Annotated in this window: 21 protein-coding genes; 12 read left to right on the top strand and 9 right to left on the bottom strand. The window is 65.9% G+C overall.

What is annotated here, in order from left to right; translation table 11 throughout:
- Window positions 1-27: 27 nt before the first annotated feature.
- A complete protein-coding gene (locus tag MYCSM_RS18185; RefSeq protein WP_015307628.1) occupies window positions 28-825 on the bottom strand; it encodes a thioesterase family protein in 798 nt (265 codons plus the stop codon).
- On the bottom strand, window positions 822-1700 hold the full coding sequence (locus MYCSM_RS18180; RefSeq protein WP_015307627.1) for a RecB family exonuclease: 879 nt from the start codon (window positions 1698-1700) through the stop codon (window positions 822-824). The genes MYCSM_RS18185 and MYCSM_RS18180 overlap by 4 nt, the downstream gene beginning before the upstream one ends.
- Window positions 1701-1784: 84 nt before the next feature.
- Here MYCSM_RS18180 and MYCSM_RS18175 point away from each other — a divergent pair, with 84 nt between their 5' ends.
- Window positions 1785-2624 carry a tRNA (adenine-N1)-methyltransferase gene (locus MYCSM_RS18175; RefSeq protein WP_015307626.1) on the top strand — a complete coding sequence of 280 codons (840 nt, stop codon included), beginning with the start codon at window positions 1785-1787 and terminating at the stop codon, window positions 2622-2624.
- Here the strand turns inward: MYCSM_RS18175 and MYCSM_RS18170 are convergent.
- Genes MYCSM_RS18170 through MYCSM_RS18160 form a run of 3 tightly spaced genes read right to left on the bottom strand, consistent with a single transcriptional unit; the run spans window position 2621 to window position 3978 of the window.
- Window positions 2621-2917 carry a DUF503 domain-containing protein gene (locus tag MYCSM_RS18170; RefSeq protein ID WP_015307625.1) on the bottom strand — a complete coding sequence of 99 codons (297 nt, stop codon included), beginning with the start codon at window positions 2915-2917 and terminating at the stop codon, window positions 2621-2623. The two genes, MYCSM_RS18175 and MYCSM_RS18170, sit on opposite strands and share 4 nt — an antisense overlap.
- 10 nt (window positions 2918-2927) lie before the next feature.
- Window positions 2928-3479: a hypothetical protein gene (locus tag MYCSM_RS18165; protein WP_015307624.1), complete on the bottom strand. Its 552-nt coding sequence runs from the start codon at window positions 3477-3479 to the stop codon at window positions 2928-2930.
- Window positions 3480-3486: 7 nt separating this feature from the next.
- Window positions 3487-3978 carry a hypothetical protein gene (locus MYCSM_RS18160; protein WP_015307623.1) on the bottom strand — a complete coding sequence of 164 codons (492 nt, stop codon included), beginning with the start codon at window positions 3976-3978 and terminating at the stop codon, window positions 3487-3489.
- A gap of 146 nt (window positions 3979-4124) precedes the next feature.
- On the opposite strand from MYCSM_RS18160, the gene arc reads away from it, so the two are divergent.
- Window positions 4125-5945: a proteasome ATPase gene (gene arc, locus MYCSM_RS18155; RefSeq protein WP_015307622.1), complete on the top strand. Its 1821-nt coding sequence runs from the start codon at window positions 4125-4127 to the stop codon at window positions 5943-5945.
- On the opposite strand, the gene MYCSM_RS18150 is transcribed toward arc, so the two are convergent.
- The 3 genes from MYCSM_RS18150 to MYCSM_RS18140 all read right to left on the bottom strand — a co-directional run bounded on the left by MYCSM_RS18150 (window position 5942) and on the right by MYCSM_RS18140 (window position 9049).
- Window positions 5942-6568, bottom strand: coding sequence for a hypothetical protein (locus MYCSM_RS18150; protein WP_015307621.1), 627 nt, complete (start codon window positions 6566-6568; stop codon window positions 5942-5944). The two genes, arc and MYCSM_RS18150, sit on opposite strands and share 4 nt — an antisense overlap.
- A 107-nt stretch (window positions 6569-6675) precedes the next feature.
- The gene (locus MYCSM_RS18145; protein ID WP_015307620.1) at window positions 6676-7818 is read right to left on the bottom strand and encodes a hypothetical protein; all 1143 of its coding nucleotides are present in this window, start codon (window positions 7816-7818) and stop codon (window positions 6676-6678) included.
- Complete coding sequence (locus tag MYCSM_RS18140; protein ID WP_232425619.1) at window positions 7811-9049, bottom strand: threonine/serine ThrE exporter family protein; 1239 nt, start codon at window positions 9047-9049, stop codon at window positions 7811-7813. Before MYCSM_RS18140 ends, MYCSM_RS18145 begins: the two co-directional genes overlap by 8 nt.
- Window positions 9050-9089: 40 nt before the next feature.
- On the opposite strand from MYCSM_RS18140, the gene dop reads away from it, so the two are divergent.
- The 5 genes from dop (at window position 9090) to MYCSM_RS18115 (ending at window position 13552) form a co-directional block, all read left to right on the top strand.
- Complete coding sequence (dop, locus tag MYCSM_RS18135) at window positions 9090-10586, top strand: pup deamidase/depupylase (RefSeq protein WP_015307618.1); 1497 nt, start codon at window positions 9090-9092, stop codon at window positions 10584-10586.
- Window positions 10587-11001: 415 nt separating this feature from the next.
- Window positions 11002-11196 (top strand): ubiquitin-like protein Pup, encoded by a 195-nt coding sequence (locus MYCSM_RS18130; protein WP_003887572.1) that lies wholly within the window; start codon window positions 11002-11004, stop codon window positions 11194-11196.
- On the top strand, window positions 11193-12092 hold the full coding sequence (gene prcB / locus MYCSM_RS18125; RefSeq protein ID WP_015307617.1) for a proteasome subunit beta: 900 nt from the start codon (window positions 11193-11195) through the stop codon (window positions 12090-12092). The genes MYCSM_RS18130 and prcB overlap by 4 nt, the downstream gene beginning before the upstream one ends.
- Window positions 12089-12826, top strand: coding sequence for a proteasome subunit alpha (gene prcA, locus MYCSM_RS18120; RefSeq protein ID WP_015307616.1), 738 nt, complete (start codon window positions 12089-12091; stop codon window positions 12824-12826). The genes prcB and prcA overlap by 4 nt, the downstream gene beginning before the upstream one ends.
- A 9-nt stretch (window positions 12827-12835) precedes the next feature.
- Window positions 12836-13552 carry a YqjF family protein gene (locus MYCSM_RS18115; RefSeq protein WP_015307615.1) on the top strand — a complete coding sequence of 239 codons (717 nt, stop codon included), beginning with the start codon at window positions 12836-12838 and terminating at the stop codon, window positions 13550-13552.
- On the opposite strand, the gene MYCSM_RS18110 is transcribed toward MYCSM_RS18115, so the two are convergent.
- The gene (locus tag MYCSM_RS18110; protein WP_015307614.1) at window positions 13549-14214 is read right to left on the bottom strand and encodes a GntR family transcriptional regulator; all 666 of its coding nucleotides are present in this window, start codon (window positions 14212-14214) and stop codon (window positions 13549-13551) included. The two genes, MYCSM_RS18115 and MYCSM_RS18110, sit on opposite strands and share 4 nt — an antisense overlap.
- Window positions 14215-14320: 106 nt before the next feature.
- On the opposite strand from MYCSM_RS18110, the gene MYCSM_RS18105 reads away from it, so the two are divergent.
- Genes MYCSM_RS18105 through MYCSM_RS18085 form a run of 5 tightly spaced genes read left to right on the top strand, consistent with a single transcriptional unit; the run spans window position 14321 to window position 21310 of the window.
- The gene (locus tag MYCSM_RS18105) at window positions 14321-15553 is read left to right on the top strand and encodes a sarcosine oxidase subunit beta family protein (RefSeq protein WP_015307613.1); all 1233 of its coding nucleotides are present in this window, start codon (window positions 14321-14323) and stop codon (window positions 15551-15553) included.
- Window positions 15554-15575: 22 nt separating this feature from the next.
- On the top strand, window positions 15576-15854 hold the full coding sequence (locus tag MYCSM_RS18100; RefSeq protein ID WP_015307612.1) for a sarcosine oxidase subunit delta: 279 nt from the start codon (window positions 15576-15578) through the stop codon (window positions 15852-15854).
- On the top strand, window positions 15851-18691 hold the full coding sequence (locus MYCSM_RS18095; protein ID WP_015307611.1) for a 2Fe-2S iron-sulfur cluster-binding protein: 2841 nt from the start codon (window positions 15851-15853) through the stop codon (window positions 18689-18691). The genes MYCSM_RS18100 and MYCSM_RS18095 overlap by 4 nt, the downstream gene beginning before the upstream one ends.
- Window positions 18684-19268 (top strand): sarcosine oxidase subunit gamma, encoded by a 585-nt coding sequence (locus tag MYCSM_RS18090; RefSeq protein WP_015307610.1) that lies wholly within the window; start codon window positions 18684-18686, stop codon window positions 19266-19268. The genes MYCSM_RS18095 and MYCSM_RS18090 overlap by 8 nt, the downstream gene beginning before the upstream one ends.
- The gene (locus MYCSM_RS18085; protein WP_015307609.1) at window positions 19265-21310 is read left to right on the top strand and encodes an NADH:flavin oxidoreductase; all 2046 of its coding nucleotides are present in this window, start codon (window positions 19265-19267) and stop codon (window positions 21308-21310) included. Before MYCSM_RS18090 ends, MYCSM_RS18085 begins: the two co-directional genes overlap by 4 nt.
- Window positions 21311-21317: the final 7 nt, after the last annotated feature.

Below are 21317 nucleotides of genomic sequence, written 5' to 3'. Positions count from 1 at the left end.
CTATATAGATGCAAGCACATATACAGATCAGAGGCGGCGTTGCACTAGCAGCGTCTGCGCCACGGTGCCGATAAACCCGTGGCGGTCAAAGAGGTCCGCGGTGGTGACGCCGACGCCATCCGGGCCGATCGATCCGCGTGCGCGCAGCCCGAAGTCGTTGCCTTCGGGCAACCGGTGCAGGTGGACGACGGTGTCGGTGTTCATGAACACGAACTTGTCCGGATCCAGCGCCGCCCCGACGCCGTTCACCGAATCGGCCACCATCGCGAGCCGCTGCAGATCCGTCACCGGCTCCGAATCGACGACGGGAACCAGCGGGCTCAACCACGCCACCGGTGTGTTGTCTTCGGGGACATACTGTTTGCGCCAGCACACCGTCTCGAGGTATCCCTTGGCATCCTCCCAACTGTGCGGCACGGGGACCGAATCCCCTTCCACCAGTGGGGGATAGCGATCCGTCACCGCATCGGCGGTGTCGCTGGTGGCGAGCAACCATCCGGTCACTCTGGCGACCGGCCGCTCACTGCCGTCAGGCTTGGGTGCCAACATCTCGGCGACCATGATCGAAATGCGGGAGCCGGGACGCTCCACCCAGGCATGCGCCCGTACCGTCGTCACTGGGATGGCACCGAGGATGTCCAGGGTCAGCCGCCCGACGCGCAGCCCGGATCCAGCGGCGAGCTCCTCGATCAGCTTCGTCATCAGCGCGAGAGGCGGTGAGCCGTGCTGGATTTCGGGATCCCAGTTACTGCGCGTTCCGTCGGTGGACTCGAACATTTGAAATCCACCGTCGTCAGGCAGCCGCCGGTAGAGACAATCGATCACGCAGCGGGCTCCGAGGCATGCAACACGGTGTCATCATCGCCCTCGTCGGGAACCTCCGGCCAACCGGGGTACGGCGGGGGAGTGCCACCAAAAACCGGACAGCGCGAATGATGCGCACACCAGTCACACAGCCGCGACGGATTTGGCCTGAAATCGCCTGTGACACCGGCAGATTGGATCGCCCGCCAGATCGCCATCAGCGTCTTCTCGAACCGCAGCAGCTCGTCGAGATCCGGCGTGTAGTCGAGCACCTGACCGTCGGACAAATACAGCAGCCGCAGCCGCGCCGGCAGCACACCCCGCGATCGCAGAAGCGCAACCGCATAGAACTTCATCTGGAACATCGCCTTGAACTCGGCCAGCGCCCGCGCCTCGGGTGGTGCCTTGCCGGTCTTGTAGTCGACGACCCGTAGTTCGCCAGTGGGCGCGACGTCGATGCGGTCGACGAACCCGCGCAGGAGCGTGCCGTCCTCCAGCTCGACCTCGACGCGCTGTTCGCAGCTTTGCGGGTCGAACCGCGTCGGGTCCTCGAGGCGGTAATAGCCCGACAACAGTGCGCGCGCCTCGTCGAGCAGCTCGGCTTTCAGCGCCGGTTCGATCTCGGCCGACAGCTCCGGTTGTGCGGCCACCACCCTGTCCCACGCCGGGCCTACGAGCGTCATCGCGGTATCGCGACCGCGCTGTTGTGCCGGTAGGCCGTACAGCTGCTCGAGGGCCGCGTGCACGACCGAACCGCGGACCTGCGCGGTGGATGCCGGCTCGGGCAGCCGGTCGATGGCCCGGAACCGGTACAACAGTGGGCACTGCTTGAAGTCACTGGCCCGCGACGGTGACAGCGCAGGCCGACGGACGGGCGGTACCGTCTCGTCACTCATGTAAGCAGCGTATGACCGTGCCCCGACAAACTTGCGCAACCCCGCGCACCCGTCTCGGCGCGTCTACTGGCAGGCTGGTCAGCTGTGCCAAGGACCGGTCCGTTCGAAGTCGGCGACCGCGTACAGCTGACTGACGCGAAGGGCCGCCACTACACGATGGTGTTGACGCCTGGCGGCGAGTTCCACACCCATCGCGGCATCATCGCGCTCGACACCGTCATCGGGCTGCCGGAAGGCAGCGTAGTGAAGTCGACCAGCGGCGACCAGTTCCTGGTCCTGCGCCCACTGCTTGTCGACTACGTGATGTCGATGCCACGCGGCGCGCAGGTCGTCTACCCCAAGGACGCCGCTCAGATTGTGCACGAGGGCGACATCTTTCCCGGAGCGCGCGTGCTCGAGGCTGGCGCCGGATCGGGCGCGCTGACGTGCTCGCTGCTGCGCGCCGTGGGACCCGAGGGCCGCGTGACGTCCTACGAGGTGCGCGACGACCACGCCGAGCACGCGGTGCGCAACGTCGAAACGTTCTTCGGTGAGCGCCCGGCCAACTGGGACCTCGTCGCTGCCGATCTGGCCGACTACGCCGGAGCAGAGGTGGACCGCGTCGTACTCGACATGCTGGCGCCGTGGGAGGTCCTCGAGGCCGTCGGCAACGCCCTTGTGGCGGGTGGGGTGCTGATGATCTACGTGGCGACCGTCACGCAGTTGTCGCGCACCGTCGAGGCGCTGCGCGAGCAGCAGTGCTGGACGGAGCCGCGCGCGTGGGAAAGCATGCAACGCGGATGGCATGTGGTCGGCCTCGCGGTGCGCCCACAGCACACGATGCGCGGGCATACGGCGTTTCTGATCAGCGTGCGCAAATTGGCGCCGGGGGCCGTCGCGCCGATGCCGCTGCGACGCAAGCGTCAGCTGGGCGGCGGCATTTAGTCGTCGGTGTTGCGACGCAGACCGCGGCGGGTCGAGAGCAAGTCCATCTCCGGTCGTGACGCGACCAGACGCTCGGCGGCGTCAAGCACGTCGACGACATGATGTCGATCGGCAGACACCACGGCGATGCCGATGCTCGCGCGACGGTGCAAGTCCTGGGCGCCGGTCTCGGCCGCGGACACCGCGAATCTGCGTTGCAATTCGGCAATCACCGGACGGATGACCGAGCGCTTCTGTTTCAGGGAATGCACATCACCGAGCAGCAGGTCGAATTCCAGCCAGCCGATCCACACGCCTGCGCGCTCACCGGGTGGGGGTCGGCGTGGCGGCGGCCGGTGGCTGCTGACCCATCTGGAGCAGCAAGTCCGCCGTCTGCCGGGTCAGCTGCCAGTTGTCCTGCTGCGGGGCGAACTCCATCGGGAACTTCATGTCCTTGCCGGTTGCCTGCGGTCCGCCCGGCTTCATGGTGATGTTGGCAATGACGTTGCCGGGTTGGTCCTGTGCCCACGTCATGTCGGTGGCGTCGAAGGTCAACGGCGCATAGCCGCTGTCGTGGAGCGCCTTGGCGAATCTGTCCAGCGCCGCTGCGTCGGCAGGCGTGCCGTATTGGACCAGACCGATCTTGTCGGTGCCGGGGACGTTCGGGTCTGACAATCGACCCATCACGTCGGTCAGCGTGGCCGCCGGCGGCAACGGCGCACCAGTCTCGGTGGCCGGCGGCGGAACCGTCGGGGGCCGGCTGAGCGGGAAGGGCGTCGGGCTGGGTACTGAACTGGAGTCGTCGCTACACCCGCTAAGCCCGAGCGCCGCCACTAACGTGACGGCGCCCAGGATTGCGGCACTCCTGCGTTGCACTAACCGCCTAAGAGACAGCCGACATCAACGCCATGAGCGACTGCTTGGACATCTGCCAGCCCGTGGGGCTGGGACCAGGCACGAACTCGATGTTCTGGGTGGCGACTCCGCCAGTGGCCGCTGTGGCGGTCACGTCGGCGGTGACTATGTCACCGTTCTGGTCGATGTTCGCCAGGGTGAACGACAGGGGGAACTTGCCGTCGGCCTGCGCCTGGCGCAACTTCGTATCAGCGACCCGGCCTTCGATCCTGCCGATGCCGCCCTGGATGTAGGGCGCCTTGCTCGCAGACAAGCCAGGCGCACCGAGCGCCTGCAGCGTCAGCAGCAGTGGTTTCTGCAAGTCCGGCGCCGGCGCCTGCGGCATCGGGATGTCCCACACGACCGGTTGCACGGCTGGCGCCTGCGATCCAGCGGGGGATGCAATGGAAGTCACACCTGCCGCCGCACCGCCCACCAGAGCGGCTGCCGCCACGCCGGTAACGAGGGATTTCAGGGTCACGATTGTCCTTTCGATCGGCCCAACTCATCAGAGAGGTTAACAAGTGTTGCTGGTGTGTCGAATTCCTACACCGCACACTATGGCTGAATCGCCGGTAGCGTTGAAGTTGTTACTGCACCAACTTTCGGTGCGGGAAGGGGCGCAACATGAATGAGTCAGAGCGTTCTGAAGCGTTCGGCACACCGATGTCCAGCGATGATGCCGCCGAGTTAGAGGAACTGCGACGCGAAGCCGCGCTTCTGCGCGAGCAACTGGAGAACGCCGTAGGTCCGCAAAGTGGACTACGCAGCGCCCGCGATGTGCACCAGCTCGAGGCCAGGATCGACTCGCTTGCCGCCCGCAACGCGAAACTAATGGAAACTCTTAAAGAGGCCCGTCAGCAGTTGCTGGCGTTGCGCGAGGAGGTCGACCGGCTGGGTCAGCCGCCGAGCGGTTACGGCGTGCTCCTTGGCGTGCAGGACGACGACACCGTCGACGTGTTCACCTCCGGCCGCAAGATGCGGCTGACGTGCTCCCCGAACATCGACACCAAGACGCTCAAGCAGGGCCAGACCGTTCGGTTGAACGAGGCGCTGACGGTTGTCGAGGCCGGCAACTACGAGGCGGTCGGCGAGATCAGCACGCTGCGCGAAATCCTGTCCGACGGGCACCGCGCGCTCGTGGTTGGCCACGCCGACGAGGAGCGCATCGTCTGGCTGGCCGAACCGTTGGTGGCTGCCGAGTTCCTGCCTGAACTCGAGGTGATCGACGACGACGACGACCACCGGCCGCGCAAGCTGCGCCCCGGCGACTCGCTGCTCGTCGATACCAAGGCCGGGTACGCGTTCGAGCGCATCCCCAAGGCCGAGGTCGAGGATCTGGTGCTCGAAGAGGTGCCCGACGTCAGCTACAACGACATCGGCGGCCTCGGCAGGCAGATCGAGCAGATCCGCGACGCTGTCGAGTTGCCTTTCCTGCACAAGGAGCTCTACCGCGAGTACTCGCTGCGGCCGCCCAAGGGTGTGCTGCTCTACGGCCCTCCCGGCTGTGGTAAGACGCTGATCGCCAAGGCAGTGGCGAACTCGCTGGCCAAGAAGATGGCCGAGGTGCGTGGTGACGACGCTCGCGAGGCGAAGTCCTACTTCCTCAACATCAAGGGCCCGGAGCTGCTGAACAAGTTCGTCGGTGAGACCGAGCGTCACATCCGGCTGATCTTCCAGCGGGCCCGTGAAAAGGCCTCCGAAGGCACCCCGGTGATCGTGTTCTTCGACGAGATGGACTCGATCTTCCGCACCCGCGGCACGGGTGTTTCGTCGGATGTGGAGACGACCGTTGTCCCGCAGCTGCTTTCGGAGATCGACGGTGTCGAGGGCCTGGAGAACGTCATCGTGATCGGCGCCTCCAACCGCGAAGACATGATCGACCCGGCGATCCTGCGGCCCGGCCGCCTCGACGTCAAGATCAAGATCGAGCGCCCGGATGCCGAAGCGGCACAAGACATCTTCAGCAAGTACCTGACCGAGGAACTGCCGGTGCACGCCGATGATCTCGCCGAGTTCGGCGGCGACCGGGCGGCCTGCCTGAAGGCGATGATCGAAAAGGTCGTCGACCGGATGTACGCCGAGATCGACGACAACCGGTTCCTGGAGGTCACCTACGCCAACGGTGACAAGGAAGTCATGTACTTCAAGGACTTCAACTCCGGCGCGATGATCCAGAACGTCGTCGATCGGGCGAAGAAGAACGCGATCAAGTCGGTGCTGGAGACCGGTCAGCCCGGTCTGCGCATCCAGCACCTGCTCGACTCGATCGTCGACGAGTTCGCCGAGAACGAGGATCTGCCCAACACCACCAATCCCGATGACTGGGCACGGATTTCGGGTAAGAAGGGCGAGCGGATCGTCTACATCCGCACGCTGGTCACCGGCAAGTCCTCGAGCGCCAGCCGCGCCATCGACACCGAGAGCAACCTGGGTCAGTACCTCTAGGTCTGCAGCGAGTAGGAGTTCGCCAAGTCGTCCTGGGTCACGCAGGCGTCGGTGTTCGTCGTGTCGACGCGCAGCGGCGTCGACGGAATCCTCGGCTCGTAACGCCAGCCATCCGGCAATGAAAGTCGGTTCTCGAGGCCGCGCAGGTCCGCGAGCGTGAGACCGCGGTCGACGGTCTGGCTGTACGTCTGCATCACCCAGCGCCTGGCGTCGGGATCGATGAGTTCGTAGATTTCACGGCCAGCATCGAACACGAAAACCGCTTTGCGATCGACTCGATTCACTTGGTACGGCGCTGGATTCATCGATGCCAGCTGCACTGTCGCCTGTCGGATCATCTCGAGCCCGCCAAAGCTCTTGTGCTCCTGCGGTTCTCGGCTTTGCTTTCCGATGCTGCTCATCAGCCAGTAGCGCGGACCGTTGAGGAATGCGGCCGCGGCCCCATTCTCGGTCGCGATCGCTTGCGCATCGAGCGCATCCCACAACTCTGCCGGGCAGTCATTGAGCGGGAACGTGTTGTAGACGGTTGCTTCGGGGCCGGACTCGGTGATGCTGACGAGCAACACCTCGCCGTAACGCTTGCCGAAGACGCCGGCGACCGTGTTGACGTCATCGTCAGTCATGGGTGGAACGTAGCGCTCGACGGCCGCGAGCGTGCACGAAATGTACGCAATTAGCGGCGTGTTGACGGGCAGACACGCACGCTGGCGGTAGTTAATAGCTTTACGACTCAGGGCGCAGCCACCGCGGCGCGATACCGATCGCGCGCCCGCAACGTCAGCTGCACATCATCAATGAGCGGATCGAAGAACCGGGTGCGGTATTCGGCATCGCTGACCGTGCGCGCGCTGATGTACATAAACGTCAGCGCGCCAAGGAAAAACGTGATTTGTATCAACGAATCCGGCACGGGGATCGTCATGCCTAGCACGGATCCGTCGCTGCGACCGTTGCGTGTCCATACCGCAAGCAGTTCCGGGGACAGCAGGATGAGGCCGAGGATCAGGAATATCAGTGAGGTCATCGACGCGATGATCAGGATCTGGCTGAGTTGCGATGCGGCGACGACAAACATGACATTGATCCGCTCCACCCGGCCCAACGGCCGGGCCGTGGGGGGATCGGCCATTGTCTCGAATGGCGTGCCCGCCAACAGTTCTGAGTCACCGCGTGCCGGCTCATCCGACTCCATCATCGGCATCACCTGGTCGCGTGTCACGGAGACCACGAACACCGCCGCGATGAGTGCGAGGAACAACAGCGCCAGCCATAGCCGTTGGCGCGAGATGGTGGCGGCCATCAGCCAGACCGGAGAGTTGAAGAACACCAGAATCGTCAACAACAGCAGGGGCAGCGCGCGGGTCACCATCGATCCCGCCGCGGCGAGGTTCGACGTCGTCATCTGCACTGCCCAGCCCAGAATTGAGCCTGCGCCGGACGCGGTCAGCGCCAGTATCGCGGCGATCACGATGGCCTCGAAAACCAAATCGATGAACACCCGCGGGCTTGGTCCGCCAAGGACGCCGCCTGCGATGGCGGACGACACCGCGACCGTCGCCGCCACCGTCCGACCGCGCACGGTCGCGATACGCGAGACCAACCAACCCACCACCACCGCAATAGGCAGCACAAGAACCACCAGCGCCAGCACGAACCATTCCGTGCGCGTCGGATGACCATCGATGTCGATGGTGTGTTTACCGGTGATCCCGACGACGAGCGCGGAGTTCACCATGAAGACCGCGAAGCCCGCCAGTACCGGCGCCGATCGCGGCCACAGCCGTCGAACCAGGGCGCCCGGCCGCAATACCGCGGGCAGACCGCGATCAAGGAACCACGCGTCGGCGGCCCGTCGCTGCGTCACGTCAATCATGGAAGGCCCGCCTGTTCGGTGACGACGTCAGCTGGATCGCTGCCCGCCACAGCAGCAGCCCGGTCTGCACGCCAACGGCGATCGACATCATCGAAATCAGCGTCGCGGTGAAGACCGCGGTGCTGTGCGTGCCGAGCAGTTGCGTGACGCCCATGAAGCCCAATGAGCCCGGGACCAGCAGCCAGAATCCCGGCACGACCAGTGACATGGTCGGTGGGGTGTAGGGGCGGTGGGATATGGCCAGCGCAAACAGGATCAGCGTCAGGCCACCGCCGAACCCGCTGGCGTAGCTGCCGAGCACGGCATTCCCGACCCACTGGCCGCCATAGGCGATGTACAGCATCAGCACCATCCACGGCAGGAACTTCGTCGGGGGAGCGAAGTTCAGCCATATCCCGAAGCCGTACACCAGCACCCCGAGGAACGGCGCCCACGGGCCGAGCCGGTTGAACTGGGTCGTGACGAGGTCGGTGTCGGCGATGCCCGCGACCTGAGCCGCGATCAGGATGCCGAAGGCCAGCTGAGCGATCTGCATGAATCCGGCGACGAGCCGGCTGGCGCCGGACACCACATGGTGGGTGGCCAGCTCGATGACCGCGAGCGTGATCGCCGCGCCAGGAAGAAAGGCCGCAAGGGGTGCCGCGAGCGCGCGCAGGCTATCGGTCCCGACGTGCCATCTGTTTTCGAACGTGAACACGATGTATGCGACAAGGAACGCGCACACGGTCGGCAGCATGTAGCCGATGGCCTCGTTGCGGCGACCGATCACGCTCAGCCCGCCGACGAGCAGACCAAGGATCGCGGCACCGAATAGACTCCACGGCGTCGGCTGCAAAATCAGCGCCAGCCCGATGCTCTGCACCGCATAGCCGAGAATTGTGATCCAGACCGGAAAACGCTTGTCCAGGTGACGAATTCGCTGGAGCTCGGCCATGCCGTCGGCGGGGGTGACAGTCCCCGACGGCGCTCGTGCCACCAACGTCGCCAGCGGGAAGGACTGGTCGTAGCGCACAGTGAAATCGGGGTTGGCGATATAGATGCCCTCACCGGTGGCGCTGCCCACCTGCACGTAGTTGGGCAACGCGAGAAACTCGTGGTCGAGGCCGTACGCGCGCGCGGTCTCTTCCATTACCGCGCGCACCATCGTGACCGGATAGTTCGCCGCTGCCATGGCGGCGCCGAGCGCGGCCACAAACTGGGGCGCGGCCACATCGTGTCGCTCTGATGGCACCGTCGCAGGCTACTGCCCGGCGTCCCCTACGCTGGGGCACATGCAAAGGATTATCGGGACCGAGGTCGAGTACGGCATTTCATCGCCGTCCGACCCGACCGCGAATCCGATCCTGACATCGACGCAGGCGGTGCTGGCGTATGCGGCCGCCGCGGGCATTCAGCGCGCCAAGCGCACGCGGTGGGACTACGAAGTGGAGTCGCCGCTGCGCGACGCCCGTGGATTCGACCTGAGCCGGTCAGCAGGCCCGCCACCGGTGGTGGACGCCGACGAGGTCGGTGCGGCCAACATGATCCTGACCAACGGCGCCCGGCTGTACGTCGACCACGCCCATCCCGAGTACTCCGCACCCGAGTGCACGGATCCGCTGGACGCGGTGATCTGGGACAAGGCGGGCGAGCGGGTGATGGAGGCCGCCGCACGGCACGTCGCGAGCGTGCCAGGGGCCGCCAAGCTGCAGCTTTACAAGAACAACGTGGACGGCAAGGGTGCGTCCTACGGCTCGCACGAGAACTACCTGATGTCGCGTCAGACGCCGTTCTCGGCCGTCATCGCGGGATTGACGCCCCACCTGGTGTCCCGCCAGGTGATCACCGGTTCCGGCCGGGTCGGGATCGGGCCGTCGGGCGACGAGCCGGGTTTCCAGCTGTCGCAGCGCTCGGACTACATCGAGGTCGAGGTCGGCCTCGAGACCACGCTCAAGCGCGGCATCATCAACACCCGCGACGAACCGCACGCCGACGCCGACAAGTACCGCAGGCTGCACGTCATCATCGGTGACGCGAACCTGGCCGAGACGTCGACCTATCTCAAGCTCGGCGCCACCGCGCTGGTGCTCGACCTGATCGAAGAGGGCATGGACCTTTCCGATTTGGCGCTGGCGCGGCCGGTGCACGCCGTGCACGTGATCAGCCGCGACCCGTCGTTGCGCGCCACCGTCGCGCTCGCCGACGGCAGGGAGCTGACGGCCCTTGCGCTGCAACGGATTTACCTCGACCGAGTGGCCAAGCTCGTCGACAGCCGCGATCCCGATCCGCGTGCCGCCGACGTCGTCGAAACGTGGGCCAACATCCTCGATCTGCTCGAGCGTGACCCGATGGAATGCGCCGAGCTCCTCGACTGGCCTGCGAAGCTGCGGCTGCTGGAGGGCTTCCGGCAGCGCGAGAACCTCAACTGGTCCGCGCCCCGACTGCACCTGGTCGATCTGCAGTACTCCGATGTCCGGCTGGACAAGGGCCTGTACAACCGGCTGGTGGCGCGCGGCTCGATGAAGCGACTGGTCACCGAGCAGCAGGTGATCGACGCCGTCGACAACCCGCCGACCGACACCCGCGCGTACTTCCGTGGCGAGTGCCTGCGCCGGTTCGGTGCTGATATCGCCGCGGCCAGCTGGGACTCGGTGATCTTCGATCTCGGCGGCGATTCGCTCGTCCGGATTCCAACTCTGGAGCCGCTGCGGGGCAGCAAGGCGCATGTCGGAGCGTTGCTGGACTCCGTTGACACCGCCATCGAACTGGTGGAGCAGCTCACCACCTGACAGCCGCTGTCCAGGCGTTGTTCAGCAAACTCTGATGAACTGGGAGATCCGGTTTAGGGAATCACCCGAATTCTTTCTGTCCTACTCACCCATTCATTTTGGGGTGTCCGGGTAATTCGGCAGGATCAGAAGGAAGGGGCGCAGCAAACGCAGTGGCCCATATGAGAGCAGCTGGCCGAGCGTGGTCGAGCAAGAACACGGTGCGGTGTTGGGCACGGCGGCAGGGATTGATGGTAGGGCTTCCCCTCGCCATCGACGGTCCCACCGTCAAGCCCCGCCGAAGTGATCACCGCAGGTGAAACTGGATTCGGTCGAAACACCGAGTTCGCAGAGCCCAACACAATGTTCGAGCTGGGCTAGTGTGGAGTAACCGGCGGGCGGCTGTGAGCCCGCCGATGACTATCAGGAGGCAGCGATGGCTCAGGAGCAGACCAAGCGTGGCGGTGGTGGCGGCGAGGATGATGACCTCACCGGCAGCACAGCCGCCGGGCAAGAGCGTCGCGAGAAGCTGGCCGAGGAGACCGACGACCTGCTGGACGAGATCGACGACGTTCTCGAGGAGAACGCCGAGGACTTCGTGCGCGCGTACGTCCAGAAGGGTGGACAGTGACCTGGCCGCACCACGAACAGCTGGCCATCCCGTCACCCGTATCAGGAGCGTCTTCCGTCCGCATGGACTTGTCGTCCTTTTCTGACTTGCTGCGCCGTCAGGCGCCCGAACTTCTGCCCATCAACCGCGCCGTCTCCGTGAGCCCAGGGGACGCGCTGCCGCACGGCACCACGATCGTCGCGCTGAAATTCCCCGGCGGGGTGGTGATGGCAGGCGACCGCCGCTCGACTCAAGGCAACATGATCGCCGGCCGTGACGTGCAGAAGGTGTACATCACCGACGACTACACGGCGACGGGCATCGCAGGTACGGCGGCCATCGCCGTCGAGTTCGCTCGCCTCTACGCCGTCGAACTCGAGCACTACGAGAAGACCGAAGGTGTGCCGCTGACGTTCCGCGGCAAGGTGAATCGGCTCGCCACCATGGTGCGCGGCAACCTTGGTGCGGCGCTGCAGGGTTTCGTCGCGCTACCACTGCTGGCGGCCTACGACCTCGACGACCCGAACCCGGATGCGGCAGGCCGCATCGTCTCGTTCGACGCGGCAGGCGGCTGGAACATCGAGGAAGAGGGCTACCAATCGGTGGGCTCCGGTTCGATCTTCGCGAAATCCTCGATCAAGAAGCTGTATTCGCGTGTGGTGGACGCGGATTCGGCGCTGCGGGTGGCCGTGGAGGCGCTGTACGACGCGGCCGACGACGACTCGGCGACGGGCGGACCAGATCTGGTGCGTGGCATCTATCCGACCGCCGTGATTCTTGGTGCTGAGGGCGCCGACGATGTCGCGGAGGAGCGCATCGCGGCGCTGGCCCGCGAGGTGATCGAAAGTCGGTCCCGTCAAGATACATTCGGTCCCGACAGTGCTGCTCAGTCACATGACGCGCGAGGAGACTCGTGAGCTTTCCGTATTTCATCTCGCCCGAGCAGGCGATGCGCGAGCGTTCGGAGCTCGCACGCAAGGGTATTGCCCGCGGCCGCAGCGTGGTGGCGCTGGCGTACTCCGGTGGTGTGCTGTTCGTCGCGGAGAATCCGTCGCGATCGCTACAGAAGGTCAGCGAGCTCTATGACCGAGTCGGGTTTGCGGCGGTCGGGCGGTTCAACGAGTTCGACAACCTGCGGCGCGGCGGCATTCAGTTCGCCGATACCCGCGGCTACGCCTATGACCGTCGCGATGTGACGGGCCGCCAGCTGGCCAACGTGTACGCCCAAACCCTCGGCACGATCTTCACCGAGCAGGCCAAGCCGTACGAAGTCGAGCTGTGCGTGGCGGAGGTCGCTCACTTCGGTGAGACCAAACCGCCTGAGCTGTACCGGATTACCTACGACGGGTCGATCGCCGACGAGCCACACTTCGTGGTGATGGGCGGCACCACCGAACCGATCGCCACGGCGCTGAACGAGTCCTACTCGGAGAACCTCGGTCTGTCCGACGCGGTAAAGGTCGCAGTCGCCGCGCTGAAGGCCGGAAGCAACGGCGGCAGCGAGCCGCGCACGCTCGGGCCGTCGACGCTGGAGGTCGCGATCCTCGACGCGAACCGTCCGCGCAGGGCGTTCCGGCGAATCACCGGCTCGGCGTTGGAAGCTGTTCTGCCTGACGAGGATTCAGAAGCGCCGAAGCCGGACGACGGCTAGCGCTTCGCTATGGCCGAATTGGTGACGCCAGAAGCGCCGATTCTGCCCTGGCCGAGAATGTTTCGGCAGCGCTGGTGCAACGTGTCCTTCCTGCATTGGGCGGTCGAGCCGGCCAGCATCGCGCATCTCTATCCGCTGGGCACCGAGCCCGACACCTACGAGGGAAGCAGCTTCGTCGGCGTCGTGCCGTTTCAGATGTCGTTGTACGGCAGGTTTTTGGAGACCAACGTCCGGCTGTATTCGATGGACGCAGCGGGCCGCCGCGGGGTGTTCTTTCTGAGCCTGGACACCAACCGGCTCGCCATGGTTGCAGCCGGTCGCTTCATCTTCGGCCCTCCCTACCGGTGGGCCCGAATGACCTACCGGTCCAACGGCGACCGCCGCGTCTACACCTCAACGCTGCGCTGGCCGGGCGTCACCGCGTCGAGCTCAATTGAGGTACGGGTCGCCGATTCGCTGACATGCGGACCGCTCGAGCATTACCTGACCGCGCGGTGGGGTGCGCACACCGACCGTATCGGCCGGACGTGGTATGTGCCCAACGAGCACCCGGTCTGGGCCTTGCGTCGGGCCCAGCTGATCGACTTCTCCGACGCCGGCCTACTCGCGTCCGTCGGACTCGACGATCTGAGCAAGCGCGCTCCGGATCACGTCGCGTTCAGCGATGGTGTGCCGGCACGATTCGGGATTCCGGTGCGATCGACGACCCCGCGTGTCGGGCGTTAAAGGACTGCGCGGACAGCCTGTTCGAATCCGATGACGTGTTCGGACGCCAGCTTCGCCGCCAAATCCTCATCACCGTCGACGATCGCGCGCAGCAGCCCGACGTGCTCGGTGACGTGCTCGGCGACGTGCGAGAGCCGGTCGAGGAACAGGCACCAGATGCGGGTGGCGTGCGCGTCCTGGCAGACCAGCACGTCCTCTAGGTACGGGTTGCCCGACGCCTTGTAGATCGCGGTGTGCACCCGCACGTCCAACCGCAGCAGCGTGCGCGGATCGTCGGTGGGATCGAGTCGGGAGATCTCGTCGGCGAGTGCCGATAGCTGCACCCGGGTTTCCAGCGGCGCGGTGCGCGCGGCACGCGCTGCGACGACCGGTTCGAGTTGGCGTCGGATCTCCTGGATGTGCGCGAGGTCGGTGATGTCCACGGTCGTGGCGAATGTGCCGCGGCGGGGATAGGCGATGACGAGCCGGTCGCGCTCGAGTCGCTTGAGCGCCTCGCGCACCGGGGTGCGGCCGAACCCGAGCTGACGGGCCAGGCTCTCGTCGTTGATCGGCTCGCTGGGGCGAATGTCGAGCATGATGAGCCGCTCGCGAATGATCTGATACGCAAGGTCGGCGTTGGACGGGGTCGGCCCGTCGCCGGTCTCAGCCAGCTCCACGCTCATCGTCATCTCCCGTCCGAATTGCCTCTTGACCGCGCGTATCAACGTACCATACTGTGCTCGACAACTGATATATCAGTTAGACAACGACTGTTCGATGGAGAGCCGTGTGAGTCCACAGGCGCCAGGCGCGCACCTGCCCGATCATCCCGACTTCCTCTGGCGCAATCCCGAGCCGAAGCGGTCCTACGACGTCGTCATCATCGGCGGCGGCGGCCACGGCCTGGCGACCGCGCACTACTTGGTCAAGAACCACGGCATCAACAACGTCGCGGTGCTCGAGAAGGGCTGGCTGGCCGGCGGCAACATGGCCCGCAATACGACGCTGATCCGGTCGAACTACCTGTGGGACGAGAGCGCGCAGATCTACGAGCACTCGCTGAAGCTGTGGGAGGGCCTCGAAGACGACCTCGGCTACCCGATCCTGTTCAGCCAGCGCGGGGTGCTCAACCTCGCGCACAGCCTGCAGGATGTCCGCGACAGCGTGCGCCGGGTAGAAGCCAACGTGCTCAACGGTGTTGACGCCGAGTGGCTCGAACCCGACGAGGTCAAGAAGGTCTGCCCGATCGTCAACATCTCCTCCGACGTGCGCTACCCGGTGCTCGGCGCGACGTATCAGCCGCGCGCCGGAATCGCCAAACATGATTTCGTCGCTTGGGGTTTCGCGCGTCGTGCCGATGCGGCCGGCGTGGACCTACTGCAGGGTTGCGAGGTGACGGGGTTCGTCACCGACGGCGATCGAATCACGGGTGTGCGCACCACGCTCGGCGATATCTCGGCGGGACGGGTCGCGATGTGCGCGGCGGGGCACACGTCGGTGCTCACCGACATGCTCGGCTTCCGTGTGCCCCTGCAGAGCCATCCGTTGCAGGCGTTGGTCTCCGAACTCCTCGAGCCCGTGCACCCGACGATCGTGATGTCCAACGCCGTGCACGTCTACGTGTCGCAAGCCCACAAGGGAGAGCTGGTGATGGGCGCGGGCATCGACTCCTACAACGGCTACGGGCAGCGCGGCGCCTTCCACATCATCGAGCGGCAGATGGCGGCGGCCGTCGAACTCTTCCCGATCTTCGCTCGTGCGCATCTGCTGCGAAGCTGGGGCGGCATCGTCGACACCACGCCGGACGCCTCACCGATCATCGGCCGCACGCCGTACCGCAACCTGTACCTCAACTGTGGCTGGGGGACAGGCGGTTTCAAGGCCACCCCGGGCATCGGCTGGTGTTTGGCCGACACCATCGCCAACGACGAGCCGCACCCTTACGTGTCTCCGTTCAGCCTGGACCGATTCGTCACCGGCGCGCTGGTCGATGAACACGGCGCCGCTGCAGTCGCGCACTGATCTTCGAAAGGCTTGGGAAACAATGCAACTCATCCAATGCCCGTACTGCGGGCCGCGGGAAGAGACCGAATTCCACTACGGCGGCCAGGCACACGTCGCTTATCCCGAGGATCCGTACGCGCTGACCGATGAGCAATGGGCGCACTACGTGTTCTTTCGTGCCAACACCAAGGGCAACTTCGCCGAGCGGTGGGTGCACAGCGCCGGGTGCCGGCGCTGGTTCAATGCGGTGCGCGACACCGCGACCTATCGGTTCCATGGCGTCTACCGCATGGCCGAGCAGAAGCCGGTGACCTCATGACCGCGCCCTACCGCACCGAAACCGGTGGCCGGATCGACCGAAGCAGCCGCTACGAATTCACATTCGACGGGCGTACCTACACCGGCCACCGCGGCGACACACTGGCCTCGGCGTTATTGGCGCACGGCGTGCGCAAGATCGCGTCGAGCGTCAAACTCGGCCGTCCGCGCGGTATTTCGGCCGCATGGGCCGAGGATACCGGCGGGCTGGTGCAGATCGAGGCGCCGTTCCCTGAGCCGATGCTGCTGGCGTCGACGGTCGAGTTGCACGACGGTCTCGCCGCCCGCGGTCTTCCGGGCCAGGGCCGGCTGGCCGATATCGCCGACTCGGCGCGCTATGACGCGATGCATGCGCACGCGGACGTGCTTGTCGTTGGCGCCGGCCCCGCGGGCCTGACCGCCGCCCTGGCCGCTGCGCGTTCCGGCGCGCGGGTGGTATTGGTGGACGAGCAGTCCGAGGCAGGCGGTTCGCTGCTGGGCGGCAACGAGCGCATCGATGACGCGGCGGCGACCGAATGGGTGCGCACCGCCGTCGATGAGCTCGCCACGTACCCCGAGGTGCGACACCTGCAGCGCACCACCGCATTCGGCCACTACGACGACGGCTTCGTGCTCGCACTCGAGCGCCGCACCGACCACCTCGGCGCGGCGGCTCCCGCGGGGGTGTCGCGTCAGCGGGTATGGCGGATCCGCGCCCGCCACGTGCTGATCGCGACCGGTGCCCACGAGCGGCCCATCGTCTTCGCCGACAATGACCTGCCCGGAATCATGTTGGCGCACAGTGCAAGGACATTCCTGCACCGCTACGGCGTGCTGGTCGGACGGACGTCGGTGGTCTTCACCACCAACGACAGCGCCTACGCGGCGGCCTTCGACCTCGCCGATGCGGGGGTGCATATCGAGGCGATCGTCGATGCTCGCACCGCGGTGTCCGAGCGCCTGCGGCAGGAGTGCGAACAACGTGACATCCCATTGCGCGCCGGCGCGGTGGTGACCGGAACGCGCGGTGCCGACTGCATCGTCGAGGCTCTGGTCGCCGACTTTGACGGCGTGAATGTCGATGCTGTCGAGCCGGTTTCGTGCGACACACTGTTGGTCAGCGGTGGCTGGAACCCGGCAGTGCACCTCTTCAGCCAGGTGCGCGGAGTGCTGCGCTATGACGCGGCGCTCGGCGCCTTCGTTCCTCACGAGCAGCTCGCCGGGGTGAGCGTCGCGGGTTCGGCGAACGGCGTGATGGATCTGGAGGGCTGCCTGCGCGAAGGCCGCGACTCGGCTGCGTCAGCGCTCGGTCTGGCACCGCAGGATCCGCTGCCCGAGGTTCTCGACGTCCCGGCTAGCCCTGGTTTGGTGTTGTGGCGGGTACCAGGCCGCGATCAGGACCAGTTCGTCGATGTGCAGCGTGACGCCACGGTCGCGGACGTAGCGCGTGCCGTCGGTGCCGGCATGCGGTCGGTCGAACACATCAAGCGATACACCACCATCGGGACGGCGCACGACCAAGGCAAGACGTCCGGGGTGATCGCTTCCGGCATCACTGCCGAACTGCTCGGCCTGCCCATCGAAGCATTGGGCACCACCACATTCCGGCCGCCCTACACACCGGTCGCGTTCGCCGCGCTGGCTGGACGCGACCGTGGCGCACTGTTCGATCCGGTCCGCACGACCGCACTGCACGACTGGCATATCGCGCAGGGCGCAGTGTTCGAGGACGTCGGGCAGTGGAAGCGCCCGCGGCATTACCCGCATCCCGGTGAGGATATGGATGCTGCGGTGCTTCGCGAATGTGCTTCGGCGCGCAGCGGTGTCGGCATCCTGGACGGCTCGACGCTCGGCAAGATCGACGTCCAGGGGCGCGATGCCGCAGAGCTTTTGGACCGCATTTACACGAACTTGATGAGCAGCCTGAAGGTCGGCTCGATCAGGTACGGCGTGATGTGTGGTGTCGACGGAATGGTGATCGATGACGGCACCGTGCTGCGCGTCGCCGAGGATCGTTTCCTGGTGTACACCACCACCGGCGGTGCGGCGAAGATCCTTGACTGGATGGAGGAGTGGCTGCAGACCGAGTGGCCGCAACTGCAGGTCGCACTCACCTCAGTGACCGACCACTTGGCGACGTTCCCGGTCGTCGGTCCACGGTCCCGCGACGTCATCGGAGCGGTGTTCGGCGATCTCGATGTGTCGAACGACGCGTTCCCGTTCATGACGTGGCGCGACACCAGCCTGGACGACGTACCCATTCGGGTTGCGCGCGTCAGCTTCTCCGGTGAACTCGCATACGAGGTCAACGTGAATGCGTGGCACGCGCCCGCGGTGTGGGAGCGGTTGCTCGAGGCGGGCCGCCGCCACGGCATCACCCCGTACGGCACGGAGACCATGCACGTGCTGCGCGCGGAAAAGGGCTACCCGATCATCGGGCAGGACACCGACGGCACGGTTTCCCCGCACGATCTCGGTATGGCCTGGGCGGTGTCCAAGAAGAAGCCCGACTTCATCGGCAAGCGCTCGTTCAGCCGGGTCGAGAACCAGAACCCGTTGCGCAAGCAGCTCGTCGGCCTGTTGCCCGTCGACCGGGTCACGCGGCTGCCGGAAGGCTCGCAGATCGTCGAGTTCTGCGATGACGACGCATTGCCGCCGCCACCGGTGCCCATGCTGGGCCACGTCACGTCGAGCTACCGCAGCGCCGAGCTCGGCCGAACCTTCGCGCTGGCGCTGGTCAAGGCGGGTCAGTCGCGCATCGGCGAAACCCTGCATGTGCCCGTCGAGGGAACTTTGGTGCCGGTGGAGGTCACCGGTTCGGTGCTGGTGGACCCGGAAGGAGCGCGCCGCGATGGCTGACACGTTGGACCGCACGAGCCCGCTGCAGCCGTGGGCCGCACGCTTTGCAGCGCTGACGAATTCGGTTGCGATCGTTGAGGAACCGTTCGTCACGATGGTCGACCTGCGAGTCGACCCTGCTGGGCCGGGTGCGCAGGCAGCGACGGAGGTCCTCGGTATCGAGCTGCCGACGACCGCGTCGACCTACGCGAAAAACGCTGATACCACGGTGATCTGGCAGGGTCCCGATGAGTGGTTGGTGACCGGCACCGCGCTGGCGGGCCCCGAGTTGGAGGCGCGGCTGCGCGAGGCGGTTGCAGCGCACGGCGGCGCCGCAGTCGACGTGTCGGGGCAGCGCACCACGCTGAGGCTGATTGGCCCGCACACCCGCGACGTGTTGGCCAAGGGGTGCGCACTCGATCTGCATCCGCGGGCCTTCAGTGAGGGCACCGCCGCGGAGACGATCCTCGGTCAGGCCGGCGTCATCCTGATGGCCGTCAACGGATCCGGTGACGACTATCGGATTCTGGTGCGCTCGTCTTTTGCCCGCTATCTGGCCGACTGGCTGCTCGACGCAGCCGAGGAGTACTCGCTATGACCCGCCAGCTCATCGACCCGTTGATGCAGCCCTTCGAGCTGAAGCAGCTCACCCTGCGCAACCGGGTGGTCAGCACGTCGCACGAGCCGTCCTACACCGAGGACGGGATGCCCAAGGAGCGCTACCGCCTTTACCACGAGGAAAAGGCGAAGGGCGGCATCGGCCTGACGATGATCGGCGGGTCCGCGATCGTTGCGCCCGACAGTCCGGCTGCGTTCGGCAATATGCATGTCTACAAGGACGAGGTCGTGCCGTGGCTACGGGAACTCGCCTACGGCGTGCACGAGCACGGCACGGCGGTGATGTGTCAGATCACCCATCTGGGGCGGCGGACCAGCAACTACGACGGCGACTGGCTGCCGGTGGTCTATCCCTCGCCGTTGCGCGAACCCGCGCACCGAGCCTTCCCGAAGGTGGCCGAGGAATGGGATATGGACCGCATCGTGCGGGCCTACGCCGACGCCACCGCGCGCTGCCGCGAGGCGGGTCTTGACGGCGTCGAGATCGAGGGTTACACCCATCTGCTCGATGCGTTCTGGTCCCCGCTGACCAATCATCGCGACGACGAGTTCGGCGGCAGCCTCGCGAACCGGATGCGCTTCCCGCTCCGGGTTATTCGCGCGGTGCGCGAGGCCGCAGGACCCGACTTCGCCGTAGGCATCCGGATGTCCTTCGACGAGGAGATGCCGGGCGGCCTCGGCCGAGAGGAGGCGCTCGCGATCGCTCATCAGGTCGTCGCAGAGGGCGTCGACTTCTTCAGCATCATCCGGGGATACATGGGCAGTGACGAGGCGTTGTCCAGGGTCATCCCGCCGATGGGCACACCCGTTGCGCCGCATCTGGAGTTCGCGGGCGAAATCAAACGCCAAGTCGGCGTGCCGGTGATGCACGCCTCCCGGATCAACGATGTGGCCACCGCCAGGCATGCCATCCGCGACGGCCTACTCGACCTGGTCGGGATGACCCGCGCGCACATCGCCGATCCGCACATCGTTGCGAAAATCCAAGCGGGAGAAGAGGACCGGATCCGGCCCTGCGTAGGCGCCAGTCTGTGCCTCGATGAGATCTACCAGGCCCGCGACGCCAAGTGCATCCACAATCCCGCGACGGGTCGGGAAGACCGGTTGCCGCACCACGTACCCGCGGCGACAGGCACACCGCGGAAGGCCGTCGTCGTCGGCGCCGGGCCTGCAGGCCTGGAGGCGGCGCGGGTGCTCGGTCTGCGTGGACACCGGGTGGTGGTGCTGGAGGCCAGCGATGCGGCGGGCGGCCAGATCCGCCTCGCGTCGTCGTCGCCGCGACGGCGCGACCTGATCGGGATCATCGACTGGCGACTGGCCGAGTGCAAACACCTCGACGTCGACATTCGGTACAACACCTATGCCGAGGCCGACGAGGTGCTGGCCGAAGATTCGGATCTCGTCGTGATCGCCACCGGTGGTGTCCCGAACACCGAATTCCTCACCGAGGGAGCACAACTGGTCTCCGATGGCTGGGACGTGCTGAGCGGCGCCGTCAGGGTCAAGGGTGACGTGCTGCTGTTCGACGACAACGGCCAGCATCCCGGTCTCGACGCCGCAGAGGTCCTGGCCCGCGCGGGCGCGAAGATCGAATTCGTCACGCCGGAGCGGGTGTTGGCTCCCGATGTCGGCGGGGTCAACTACCCCGGCTACTTCAAGGTGTTCGCCGAACACGATGTGCGCGTCACACTCAATGAGCGGCTGACCGCGGTGCGCCGCAAGGACGGCCGACTGGAAGCCGACCTGTACAACGAATACGCACACGTCACTCGGCAACGCATCGTCGATCAGGTCGTCGTGGAGCACGGCACGCTACCGTCGGACGAGCTGTACTTCTCGCTGGTGGCTGCCTCGTCGAACCTCGGCGAGGTGGACCAGCAGGCGCTGCTCGACCTGAGTCCGCAATCGGTGCGGCGCAATCCGGACGGTCGCTACCAGCTGTTCCGCATCGGCGACGCGGTCGCCAGCCGCAACATTCACGCCGCGGTGTTCGACGCGTACCGGTTGTGCCTGGCGCTCTAAGCAACGA

Origin of the sequence: Mycobacterium sp. JS623 (assembly GCF_000328565.1) — a bacterium.
Taxonomy (GTDB): Bacteria; Actinomycetota; Actinomycetes; order Mycobacteriales; family Mycobacteriaceae; genus Mycobacterium.
This window is presented reverse-complemented; position numbering and strand designations above follow the sequence as displayed.